Origin of the sequence: Pseudomonas sp. A-RE-22 (genome assembly GCF_019956035.1) — a bacterium.
GTDB lineage: Bacteria > Pseudomonadota > Gammaproteobacteria > Pseudomonadales > Pseudomonadaceae > Aquipseudomonas > Aquipseudomonas brassicacearum.
This window is the reverse complement of the sequence record NZ_JAHBCZ010000037.1, coordinates 39,978-51,854: the sequence shown is the minus strand read 5'-3', so window position 1 is coordinate 51,854 and position 11,877 is coordinate 39,978. Positions and strand designations below refer to the sequence as shown.

Here is an 11,877-nt window from a genome sequence, read left to right as displayed (position 1 = left end):
AGGGCGGGTCGTCGACGCCGGGTTTTACCGGTTCACTCAGCTCGATGCTGGCGCGCAGGGCCACGTCGCGCTCCAGTTGGTTCAATACCCGCAACAAGGCTTCGGTCTGTTCGGTACTGGTCTGCAAATGGCTGTCGGCACGGGTCACGCTGTCCAGCCCGCGCCAGGCGATCAGGCTGACCACCGCCATCAGCAGGATCGCCACCATCACTTCCAGCAAGGTGAAGCCGGTCTGCCGGGCGCTCATTGGAGTTGCACCCGCCCGGCGGCACTGCGTTGCACCGTGAGACTGTTCAGGCCGTCCGACAAGCGGATCTGCAAGGGCTCGCCGAGCCATTCGGCATTGAGCACGACCCGCTGCCTGGGTTCCACGCGAACCTCCATCGACGGGCTCTGCCAACGACGGGAATGCAATTGCGGATCGTCCTTGAAGCGATCCAGCCCCACGCCTTGATCGGCGCGACGACTGAAGCCGAACCCCTTGGCATCCCAGCGCCAGGTAATCGGCCGTCCGTCAGTGCGGGCTTCGGTCTGGGCCAGTTGCAACAGTTGCACCAGTCGCTCGCCATCCTGGCGCAGCAACTTCAACGGATCCGGCTTGATGCTCAGGCTCACGGCGGCGCTGGCAATGCCGATGATCACCAGCACCACCATCAATTCGATCAGGGTGAAACCGCGTTGCTTGCCGAGGTTCATGCGCGCTCCTTTGCGTGAAAGCCATCCTGCACGGTGAAGATGATAAGGATGTGAAATAAAACGGAGAGAATTGACGCGTACGCTGGACGCTGGAACCAAAAAAAGGAGATTCAGGCCATGACGTTCATAGAGCGTGTGTCCCCGGCGCAAATCGTCCAGGCCGTGGGCCTGTTGGCGGCGTTGGCCGGGGTGGCGACCTGGTCTTCGCTGCTGCTCACATCGGCCGAGTCGCGCACGCCGGATGTCGCCCCGCAACGCATGGCCGAGCGTTCCGATAACCCGGCGCTGCAATGGTTCTCCAACCAGCCGGCAGCAGTGGACATCAAGGTCAGCGGCGTGATGGCCGGCACTCGCACGCCCGTGGCGATCCTCAGTCTCAACGACGGACCGCCGCGCAGTTTCCTGGTGGGTGAACGGGTGGCCCAAGGGGTACGGTTGGTGGCGATCGAGGCGCAGGCGGTGGTCATCGAGCGCGGCAATGAGCAGACCCGGCTGGTCCTGGCTCGGTTGCCGGATTCGGTGAGTCTGCCTTCTCTGTGGGAGCAAGGCTTGCCCGCGATGAAGACGACGCAGTCTCCGAGGAAATGAGGCGCCTGCATCGCGGGCAAGCCTTGCTCCCACAGATAAACCCCTCGCCACAGGAGATGTGTCAGCCCACACCACTCAAGGCTTTTCCCGGCTGACCAACGTCTCCAACCGAGCCAACGGCGGTGCTTCGCGACTGCGGTCCGACACGCTCAGTTCGACCCGCAGCAGCCTACCGTTTTCCGCCGGGCGCAAGTTCTGTTCGCAACGCAACAGCAATCGCCCCTGATCGCATTCGAACACTTTCGAGCCCTGGGCAAAACGGCCTTCCAGACGCAACTGCGCCAGTTGGCTACGGGCGGCCAGCAGGGCGATGGATTTGTCGCGCAGCAGGCCGTTGCTCTGGGTCATCACCGCAGCCACGCGCACCGCGGCCGACATGGCCACGGCGATGATCGCCAGGGCCACCAGCACTTCGATCAGGGTGAAGCCGGCTTGCGGCGCAGGGCGTGACATGGCGCGGGCTCGGGGGCGAGGGCAGCCTTCAAGGCTAGCCGCCGTTCATGACCAATTGACGACGCAAGCTCCAGAGCAATTTCAATATCACTGACATATTTTCTTGCAACACTGCGCCTCGAATCGAATCCAGCGAAGGACCGTCGAGATGCAGATTGCCCGTTACAAAGCCCGTTTCCCAGGCCCTCGCGGGCAGTCGGGTTTCACCCTGATCGAAATCATGGTCGTGGTGGTGATCCTCGGCATCCTGGCGGCGATGGTGGTGCCCAAGGTACTCGACCGCCCTGACCAGGCGCGGGCAACGGCGGCGAAACAGGACATTGGCGGCCTGATGCAAGCCCTGAAGCTGTATCGCCTGGACCACGGCAGTTACCCGAGCATGAACCAGGGCCTCAAAGTGCTGGTGGAAAAGCCGGCCGATGCGAAAAACAGCACCTGGCGCTCTTATCTGGAGCGCCTGCCCAACGACCCATGGGGCCGTCCATATAACTACCTCAACCCGGGTGCCAACGGCGAAGTCGATATCTTTTCCCTGGGGGCCGACGGTCAGCCTGACGGCGACGGCGTGAATGCCGACATTGGCTCCTGGCAGTTGTAAGGGCCGTGATGCAGACGGATTCGCCCCTCGCGGCGAAGCAGCGCGGCATGGCGGTCATCAGTGCCTTGCTGATCGCTGCCGTGGTGGCGGTCATCGCCGGCGGCATGCTGACCCGCCAGACCCTGTTCACCCGCAGCCTGGAGGCCGAGCAGTTGCGCGTCCAGGGCACGGCGCGGTTGCAGGGTGGCCTGCAACTGAGTCGCCAGTTGCTCTGGGACGCCCGCCAGCGCGATCCGCTGACGCGCTTTGGCCAACCCTGGGCCAAACCCATCGTGATGCCGGGCTCGGGCCAGGTCGACACGCCGTTCGAAGGCCAGCTGGAAGATGAGCAAGGCAAGTTCAACCTGCGCAATCTCGTCGCCAATGAGCGTGTGGATGAAGAACAAGTGCGCGCCTTCGAACGCTTGTGCCAGCAGTTGGGTGTGGCCGCGACGGTTCGCACACGCATCGTCGAAAGGGTGGTCGAGGCCTATCCGCGCCTGTTGAATCCGCCGCGGGTGGGCCAGGCGCCAAAGGCCAACACCTTTAACAGCGGCCGCGAAACCTCGCCACAGGCCGACAACACGCCGCAGGCACCGACGCGCCCGATGCTGCGCACCTTGCAAGACTTGCGCAGCGTCAAGGGCGTCAATGCGCGGTTGCTGGAAACACTGGCGCCTTACGTGACGATCCTGCCGACCAACACCTGGCTCAACGGCAACACTGCCAGTGCCCCGGTGCTGGCCGCCTACGTGCCGGGACTGTCGCTGCAACGGGCCGAGGCACTGGTCAGGGAACGCGACGGTGGCCACTGGTTTATCAATCGTGGGGATTTCGTCAATCGCCTGCGCATGCCGGAGCTGGACACCGCCAGCGTCAAGGTTGGCATCACCAGCGACTGGTTTCTCCTGCGAGGCCAGGCACGCAGCGGACAGCGGCGGGTCGAACTGGAGGCGTTGCTGCAACGCACCGAGGACCGCTTGCCCCAGGTGATCTGGTCAAGGGTGGGCGTATGACGCGCTTGCGCATCGCCCTGGCGCCGCTGGGCAGTCTGGATCTCGACAGTGAGGTGGCATTTGCCTGGCTGGATCGCCAGGGCCAGGTTCGTGAGCAGGGCCGCAGCAGCCTCCGGGCGTTGGGCCAAGGCGGTAAGACTATTTCTGTGGAGTGCTTCCTTCATCCCCGCGACAGCCTGTTGACTCGCCTGGAGTTACCGTCGTTGCCAGCGGCCAAGATCACCGCCGCAGTGACGTGCGCAGCCCAGGCCCTGATGCTCGGTGCCAGCGAACACATGCAGGTGGCCCACAGTCCGCGCGGCGTCGACGGGCAGGTGCAGATCGCCTGGCTGGACCGTGAATCCCTCGCCACGCTGGGCCGGCTTGTGCACCAGGCTGGCATGAAGCTGCGTGGCCTCTATCCGGCGGCCTACACCTTGCCGGTGCTGTCGGGGCCGGTGGCCTGTATCGAGGACGGCCACCTGCTGGTGCGCCATGACCTGCAGCACGCCGTGGTGCAACCGTTGCAGGAGGAGGCGCTGGACGAATGGCTGCTGGAAACGGGGCCTGGGTTGCACTGGGTGGGCGAGGCGCCGCCGCAATCTTCGATCAGCACCTTGGCCGAAACCCAACGCTGGATGGGTGCTGCGCCAGGTTGGGGGCTGCATGCCGGCCTTGCACGCAACGCGGCCGAGCGCGGCGGTTGGGGCCGGGCGGCGGCGATCTGCGCGACAGCGCTGGCGGTATGGGTGATCGGGCTGAACCTCTACGCCGCCCGCGAAGCGGCCCAGGGCCAACGGCTCAAGGCGCAGATGAGCCACCGGGTGAAGCAGGCGTTTCCCGAGTTGCCGGTGATTCTCAACCCGCTGCAACAGGCGCGCCAGCAAATCGCGGCGCGCCAGAGCGGTGCGGCGACCGACCCGGCCCAACGCTTTGCCAGCCTGGTGCAGCAGGCGGGCAGTGCCATGCCGTTCATGAGCGGCAATGTCCAGGCGCTGGTATTCGAGAACGGTGAGTTGCGCCTGAATGTCGTGGCCGAGGCGCAGAAAACCACTGCCGAAGAGGATTGGAAAATTCCCCTGGTCCAGGCCGGCATTGACGTCGCTGCCATCGATCAGGGTTGGACCCTGCGTGTGGCTCCGGCCGGCCAGGGCAGCTCCGACGAAACTCCGGACGCCGAAGATGAATAAGCAATCCCTGGCCCTGGCGTGGGGGCGCTGGCAAGCCTGTCGCACGCGTTTGCGCACGTTCTGGCAGGGGCTGGCAGTGCGCGAGCAAGCCGCCGTGGCCCTGGCTGCGCTGTTGTTGGGCGGCTGCCTGGTCTGGCTCGCACTGATCCAGCCACCGCTCAAGACCATCGCCTACTGGCAAGCCGAAACCCCGAAGCTGCGTTCACAGACCGAAGCCCTCGAAGTGCTGTTGCGTGACGTCGCAGGGCTTGCGCCCGACCAGCCTCTTGAAGCGGCCTTGCGCCAGAGCCTGGACGCCAGCGGCTTGAGCGAGCACTACCAACTGCGAGCGCCCGACGCCGAGCGCCCCAACGCCTGGCAGCTCACGTTCGACCAGGCTCCGGCAGAGGCGGTGATCAGCTGGCTATTGGGCAACCCACGGCAATTCTCCCTGGAAGTGATCGAGGCCCGTTTGCAGCGCACCGCCCTTGCCAATCCCGACAACCACGACAACGACACCGACAACACCGCCGGCACACTGTCCGGAACCGTTCGCATGGATCAGGCGCAAGGCGCTAAGGAAGCTTCATGAAAGGGGCCAGATACCCACGTCATTGGCGCAAGGCTGCACCGCTGTTGTTGCTCGCGTTGAGTGCGTGCAACAGCACGCCACCCGCGTCGCAGCCGCCGTTGCTGGTGGACAGCGAGTTGGGTATTCCATTGGGGAGTACCCAGCGCAGTGGCGATGCATTACTCGATCGCCAGCGGGCCCAGGACCTGCGTGAACATAAGCCCGCGGTGCGGCACCAGGTCGACCTTACCGCCCGTGCCCGTGAGCCGCGCAGCAATGCGCCGGCGCGCACACCCTTGGGCGATCAACCGGTGACGCTGAATTTCGTCGAGGCCGATATCCAGGCGGTAGTGCGGGCCTTGTCCCGTTCCACCGGCCAACAGTTCCTGGTAGACCCGCGCGTCAAGGGCAACCTGACGCTGGTGTCCGAAGGCCAGGTGCCGGCCCACCAGGCCTACGACATGCTGCTGGCCGCGCTGCGCATGCAAGGCTTCAGCGTGGTCGACGTCGGCGGCGTGGCCCAGGTGGTGCCGGAGGCCGATGCCAAGCTGCTGGGTGGACCGATCTACAGCGCCGACAAACCGGCCGGCAACGGCATGCTGACCCGCACCTTCCGCCTGCAATATGAAAACGCGGTGAACCTGATCCCGGTGCTGCGCCCGATCGTGTCGCCGAACAACCCGATCAATGCCTACCCGGGCAACAACACCATTGTCGTCACCGATTACGCCGAAAACCTGTCGCGGGTCGCGCAACTCATCGAAGGCATCGACACCCCGAGCGCCATCGACACCGACGTGGTGCCGATCCACAACGGCATCGCCGTCGACATCGCGCAAATGGTCTCCGACCTGCTGGAAACCCAGGGCGGCGACCAGACCCAGAAGATCAATGTGATTGGCGATCCGCGCTCCAACTCCATCATCATCCGCGCCGGCAGCCCCGAACGCACGGAGCTGGCGCGCAACCTGATCTACAAACTCGACAACGCCCAGAACAACCCGAGCAACCTGCATGTGGTGTACCTGCGCAATGCCCAGGCCGGCAAACTGGCCCAGGCCCTGCGCGGATTGCTCACCGGGGAAAGCGAAGGCGAGGGCAGCGACAACTCGCGTTCGGTGCTCAGCGGCATGGGCGGCAACACCAATGGCCAGAGCGGGCAGAGCAGCAGTGGCGATGGCTCCAGCAGCACCACCGGCGGCAGTGCGTCGACCAGCGGCAACGGCTACGCCCAGGGCAGCAACAGCACGACCTCCGCTTCGCCGAAAAACGAACAGGGCACTGCCTTCAGCGCTGGCGGCGTGACCATCCAGGCCGACGCCACCACCAACACCTTGCTGATCTCCGCGCCAGACCCGCTGTACCGCAACCTGCGGGAAGTCATCGACCTGCTGGACCAGCGTCGCGCCCAGGTGGTGATCGAGAGCCTGATCGTCGAGGTCGGCGAGGACGACGCCAGCGAATTCGGCGTGCAATGGCAGACCGGCAACCTCGGTGGCAGCGGCGTGATCGGCGGGGTCAATCTCGGCGGCACGGGGCTCAATCTCAATGGCAAGACCAGCATCGACGTGCTGCCCCAGGGCCTGAACCTGGGAGTGGTCAACGGCACGGTGGACATTCCCGGTATCGGCAAGATTCTTGACCTCAAGGTCCTGGCCCGGGCCTTGAAGAGCAAGGGTGGCACCAATGTGTTGTCGACACCGAACCTGCTGACCCTGGACAACGAAGCAGCGAGCATTTTTGTCGGCCAGACCATTCCCTTTGTCAGCGGTAGCTACGTCACCGGCGGAGGCGGCACCAGCAACAACCCGTTCCAGACCGTGACCCGCGAGGAGGTGGGTTTGAAGCTCAATGTCCGGCCGCAGATTTCCGAAGGCGGGACGGTCAAGCTCGATATCTATCAGGAAGTCAGCAGCGTCGACAATCGCGCCTCGAGCACCACGGGTATCGTTACCAACAAGCGCGCCATCGACACCAGCATCCTGCTCGACGACGGGCAGATCATGGTCCTTGGCGGGCTGCTGCAGGATGGCTACAGCCAGAGCAATGACGCGGTGCCATGGTTGTCGACGATCCCGGGGATTGGCGCGCTGTTTCGCAACGAGCGTCGGCAGATCACCAAGACCAACCTGATGGTGTTCCTGCGGCCCTACATCATCCGCGACACGGCGGCGGGCCGCGGCATCACCCTCAACCGCTACGACTTCATGCGCCGCGCCCAGGGCCTGCTGCAACCGGAGCGCAGCTGGGCACTGCCGGACATGCAAGCCCCGCAACTACCGGCCTCGGCCCGGGCCATCCCCGGGGCTGCGCCGGTGAGCTTGCAGACACCCAGGGCGGTGATCAAGGCGGTGCCCGTCGAAGGAGGCACCCGCTGATGAACACCAACCCTGTGGGAGCGAGCCTGCTCGCGATGACGGCGCCCCGATCGATAGCCATGCAGGCTGACACACCGCTATCGCGAGCAGGTTCGCTCCCACAGGGGGCGTGTGTGTGTCTTGGGCCTGGGGGGGCAACATGAACACCCTCCCATACGCCTGGGCCAAGGCCCAACGCCTGGTGTTGCGCCAGTCCGAAGAAGGGGCGGTGCTGATGGTGTGTCCGTCCACGCCGGGCTGGTCCATCAGTGAAGTGCGCCGCCAGTTTGGCGAGGTGCGGTTGGAGCGGGTGCGCGACGAGGAGCTCGATGGGCTGCTCAACAGCGCCTATGCCGACACCGGCAGCGCCGCCGCAGTCGTGGGGGCGGCGGAAAACGAAGTCGACCTCGACCGGCTGATGCAGGACATCCCCGAGATCACCGACCTGCTGGACACCCAGGACGGTGCGCCGGTGATTCGCATGATCAACGCCTTGCTGACCCAGGCCGCGCGGGACGAGGCCAGCGACATCCACATCGAACCCTACGAGAGCCATTCGGTGGTGCGCTACCGCGTCGACGGCACCCTGCGCGATGTGGTTTCGCCGCGCAAGGCTCTGCACGGCGCGCTGGTGTCGCGGATCAAGATCATGGCCCAGCTCGACATCGCCGAAAAACGCCTGCCCCAGGACGGGCGCATCGCCCTGCGCGTCGCCGGGCGACCGATCGATATCCGCGTCTCGACGGTGCCCACCGGCCACGGCGAACGGGTGGTGATGCGCCTGCTGGACAAGCAGGCCGGACGCCTGCAACTGGAAACGTTGGGGATGGACTCGGACGTGCTGGGCAAGCTCGATCACCTGATTCGCCAGCCCCACGGCATCGTCCTGGTCACCGGCCCCACCGGCAGCGGCAAGACCACCAGTCTCTACGCCGCCCTGGCTCGGCTGGACGCCAGCGTCCACAACATCCTCACGGTGGAAGACCCGGTGGAATACGACCTGCCGGGCATCAGCCAGATCCAGGTCAACGCCAAGATCGACATGACTTTCGCCCTGGCTCTGCGGGCGATCCTGCGCCAGGACCCGGACATCATCATGATCGGCGAAATCCGCGACCTGGAAACCGCGCAAATCGCCGTGCAAGCCTCCCTCACCGGGCACCTGGTGCTGGCGACGCTGCACACCAACGATGCGGTGTCGGCCGTCAACCGCTTGATCGACATGGGCGTCGAGCCGTTCCTGCTGGCCTCATCGATGCTCGGCGTACTCGCCCAGCGTCTGGTGCGCAGGTTGTGCCCGCAGTGCAAACAGCCGGATCCGGCCACGCCCGGCGCCTGGCGGCCGGTGGGTTGCCCGACCTGTAACCAGACCGGCTACAGCGGCCGCACCGGCATCCATGAATTGTTCTGCATTGACGATGACATCCGCATGATGATCCACCAGGGGGCAGGGGAGCAGGCACTGCGCGCCGCTGCCCGCCGAGCGGGGATGTTCAGCATGCGCGAGGACGGCGAGCGCTGGGTGCGCAGTGGCACCACGGCCCCTGAAGAAATCTTGCGCGTAACACGGGACGCCTGATGAATCGCTACCGTTTCGAGGCCGCCGACGCCCAGGGCAAGATCGAATCCGGACACTTGGAAGCCGACAGCCAGGGGGCGGCCTTCAACCTGTTGCGCAGCCGTGGGCTGACGGCATTGCAGGTGCAGGTTGAGCGCAATACGCCGCCAGCCAACGGCGGTGGCTTGTTCAGCGCCAAGCTTTCGGACAACGACCTGGCCTGGGCCACCCGGCAACTGGCGAGCCTGCTGGGCGCAAGCCTGCCGTTGGAAGCGGCGTTGAGCGCCACGGTGGAACAGGCCGAGCGCAAGCACATCGCCCAGACCCTGAGCGCGGTGCGCGCCGATGTGCGCAGCGGCATGCGCCTGGCCGAGGCCCTGGCGGCGCGGCCACGGGATTTTCCGGAAATCTACCGGGCGTTGATTGCCGCCGGTGAAGAGTCCGGTGACCTGGCCCAGGTGATGGAGCGGTTGGCGGACTACATCGAGGAACGCAATAACCTGCGGGGCAAGATTCTCACGGCGTTCATCTACCCCGGGGTGGTGGGGCTGGTGTCGATCGCCATCGTGATTTTCCTCCTCAGCTATGTGGTGCCGCAGGTGGTCAGTGCGTTCTCCCAGGCCCGGCAAGACCTGCCCGCGCTGACGGTGGCGATGCTCACCGCCAGTGATTTCATTCGTGCCTGGGGTTGGTTGTGTTTTGGCGTGCTGGCCGGTGGCTACTGGAGTTGGCGCATGTACTTGCGCAAACCGGCGGCGCGGTTGAACTGGCACGCGCGGGTGCTGCGCCTGCCGCTGATCGGGCGTTTTGTACTGGGCCTCAACACCGCGCGTTTTGCCTCGACCCTGGCGATTCTCGGCGGAGCCGGGGTGCCGTTGCTGCGGGCGCTGGAGGCCGCGCGCCAGACGCTGTCCAACGATCGCCTGAGCCAGAGTGTCAGCGAGGCCACGGCCAAGGTCCGCGAAGGCGTCAACCTGGCGGCGGCGCTGCGGGTGGAAAAAGTCTTCCCGCCGGTGCTGATCCATCTGATCGCCAGCGGCGAGAAAACCGGCTGCCTGCCACCGATGCTCGAACGCGCCGCGCAAACCCTGTCCCGAGACATCGAACGCCGGGCGATGGGCATGACTGCGCTGCTGGAGCCGTTGATGATCGTGGTCATGGGCGGCGTGGTGCTGGTGATCGTCATGGCGGTGTTGTTGCCGATTATCGAGATCAATCAGTTGGTTCAGTAAATCCACACACCTCTTGGCAGGCACGGCCCCTGTGGCGATCAGCCAGTTATTTTTGCCGTGCCGCAACACCTCCCGACCCTCGCCAGCGCCAAACTCGGGTTCCTCGTTCTGTCATCTTCAGCCGCCCGGCAACCGTGCGCCGCCACCTCCACGGCCAGCCCTCGCCATCCCCCTGGAAAATCCGCCTGAACCCACGGCGCAGAGCCCTCGAACACCCGAGGAAAAAACTCGAAAAACAGCCCCCAGCTCCCGAGGTTTTTTCCTTTATCTGTCACCGGAAACTGCGAATTTCTAACCCATGGCCTCACCCCATCGCCATCGGCACAGGACCGAGCGCCATGACGGCAAGCACGCGTCACCCAACCTACGTACGAACACGATGAAAGGAGATTCTTCATGTTTAAGCGCAACGTTCTCGCGGTATCCCTGACCCTCGCCGGCCTCTGCGCCGCTCAGGCCGCCATGGCTGATGTCAACGGCGGTGGTGCTACCTTGCCTCAGCCGCTGTACCAGACCTCCGGCGTACTGACTGCCGGTTTTGCCCCTTACATCGGCGTGGGCAGCGGTGCTGGCAAGTCGGCTTTCCTGACCAACGACTACACCAAGTTCGTGCCTGGCGACACCAGCGGCAAGAAAGTGCACTGGGCTGGTAGCGACTCCAAGCTCAGCGCCACCGAACTGAGCACCTACGTCAGCGCCCACGGTGCCGCCTGGGGTCCATTGATCCAGGTGCCTTCGGTCGCCACTTCGGTTGCCATTCCGTTCAACAAGACCGGCACTGCCAACGTCGACCTGAGCGTCAACCAACTGTGCGGCGTGTTCTCCGGCCGTCTGACCGACTGGAGCCAGATCACTGGTTCGGGCCGTACCGGCGCGATCACCGTGGTTTACCGTGCCGAGAGCAGCGGCACCTCCGAGCTGTTCACCCGCTTCCTGAACGCCAAGTGCGCTGAAACCGGCACCTTTGCCATCACCACCAACTTCGCTTCCAGCTACAGTGGTGGTCTGCCAGCCAGCGCCGTATCCGCTACTGGCAGCCAGGCTGTAATGACAGCGTTGAACGCTGCCCAAGGTCGTATCACCTACATGAGCCCGGATTACGCCGCTACCACCCTGGCCGGTCTGGACGACGCCACCAAGGTTGCTCGCGTTGCCGGCGTTTCCCCAGCGCCAGCCAACGTATCGGCCGCTATCGCTCTTGTTCCAGTACCCGCCGCCGCCAACCGCGCCGACCCGAACGCCTGGGTGCCGGTGTTCGCCGCAACCACTAACGCTAACGACCCAAGTGTCGTGGCTTACCCAACCAGCGGCTATCCGATCCTGGGCTTCACAAATGTGATCTTCAGCCAGTGCTACGCCAACGCCGCCCAAAGCACCCAAGTGCGTGATTTCTTCACCCGTCACTACGGGGCAGTTGCTGCCAACAACAACGACGCCGCTATCACCGCGAACCGCTTCGTGCCGCTGCCAACGACCTGGAAAAACGCCATCCGTGGCAGCTTCCTGACCACTACCAGCGCTCAAAGCATCGGCAACACCAACGTCTGCAACGGCATCGGTCGTCCGCTGTAACACCACGCCTGAGCGACACGAAGTAGCAATCAGCAACGACGTAAGTCGTTGCTGATTTTTTGCGTAATACCCGTACAACACAGCCACATGAAATTTTCATGACATCCGT

12 protein-coding genes are annotated in these 11,877 nt (G+C 64.6%); 9 read left to right on the top strand and 3 right to left on the bottom strand.

The features are described from left to right. A partial coding sequence (locus tag KGA89_RS19005; RefSeq protein WP_223472268.1) for a type II secretion system protein J occupies positions 1-247 on the bottom strand: 247 nt, incomplete at its 3' end. Next, positions 244-696, bottom strand: a complete 453-nt coding sequence (gspH, locus tag KGA89_RS19000) for a type II secretion system minor pseudopilin GspH (protein ID WP_003202620.1) — start codon at positions 694-696, stop codon at positions 244-246. The genes gspH and KGA89_RS19005, both read right to left, overlap by 4 nt. 117 nt (positions 697-813) lie before the next feature. Here gspH and KGA89_RS18995 point away from each other — a divergent pair, with 117 nt between their 5' ends. After that, positions 814-1,284 carry a type II secretion system protein N gene (locus KGA89_RS18995; RefSeq protein WP_003202618.1) on the top strand — a complete coding sequence of 157 codons (471 nt, stop codon included), beginning with the start codon at positions 814-816 and terminating at the stop codon, positions 1,282-1,284. A 75-nt stretch (positions 1,285-1,359) separates the two neighbouring features. Here the strand turns inward: KGA89_RS18995 and gspI are convergent, their stop codons facing one another. Next, positions 1,360-1,737, bottom strand: a complete 378-nt coding sequence (gspI, locus tag KGA89_RS18990; RefSeq protein WP_003202616.1) for a type II secretion system minor pseudopilin GspI — start codon at positions 1,735-1,737, stop codon at positions 1,360-1,362. 148 nt (positions 1,738-1,885) lie between these two features. Between gspI and gspG the strand changes: the two genes are divergently transcribed. From gspG to KGA89_RS18950, 8 genes are all read left to right on the top strand, one after another. Next, the gene (gene gspG / locus KGA89_RS18985) at positions 1,886-2,335 is read left to right on the top strand and encodes a type II secretion system major pseudopilin GspG (protein ID WP_003202615.1); all 450 of its coding nucleotides are present in this window, start codon (positions 1,886-1,888) and stop codon (positions 2,333-2,335) included. Positions 2,336-2,343: 8 nt separating this feature from the next. Further along, positions 2,344-3,330, top strand: coding sequence for a type II secretion system minor pseudopilin GspK (gspK, locus tag KGA89_RS18980; protein WP_223472267.1), 987 nt, complete (start codon positions 2,344-2,346; stop codon positions 3,328-3,330). After that, positions 3,327-4,499, top strand: coding sequence for a type II secretion system protein GspL (gspL, locus tag KGA89_RS18975; protein WP_223472266.1), 1,173 nt, complete (start codon positions 3,327-3,329; stop codon positions 4,497-4,499). Before gspK ends, gspL begins: the two co-directional genes overlap by 4 nt. Beyond that, positions 4,492-5,070: a type II secretion system protein GspM gene (gene gspM, locus KGA89_RS18970; protein WP_223472265.1), complete on the top strand. Its 579-nt coding sequence runs from the start codon at positions 4,492-4,494 to the stop codon at positions 5,068-5,070. Before gspL ends, gspM begins: the two co-directional genes overlap by 8 nt. Beyond that, entirely contained in the window at positions 5,067-7,427 is a 2,361-nt protein-coding gene (gene gspD, locus KGA89_RS18965) for a type II secretion system secretin GspD (protein WP_223472264.1), read from the top strand. The genes gspM and gspD overlap by 4 nt, the downstream gene beginning before the upstream one ends. A gap of 139 nt (positions 7,428-7,566) precedes the next feature. Beyond that, positions 7,567-8,985, top strand: a complete 1,419-nt coding sequence (gene gspE / locus KGA89_RS18960) for a type II secretion system ATPase GspE (protein ID WP_223472263.1) — start codon at positions 7,567-7,569, stop codon at positions 8,983-8,985. After that, positions 8,985-10,196, top strand: coding sequence for a type II secretion system inner membrane protein GspF (gspF, locus tag KGA89_RS18955; protein ID WP_223472262.1), 1,212 nt, complete (start codon positions 8,985-8,987; stop codon positions 10,194-10,196). Before gspE ends, gspF begins: the two co-directional genes overlap by 1 nt. A gap of 396 nt (positions 10,197-10,592) precedes the next feature. Further along, complete coding sequence (locus tag KGA89_RS18950; RefSeq protein WP_060613926.1) at positions 10,593-11,768, top strand: substrate-binding domain-containing protein; 1,176 nt, start codon at positions 10,593-10,595, stop codon at positions 11,766-11,768. Positions 11,769-11,877: the final 109 nt, after the last annotated feature.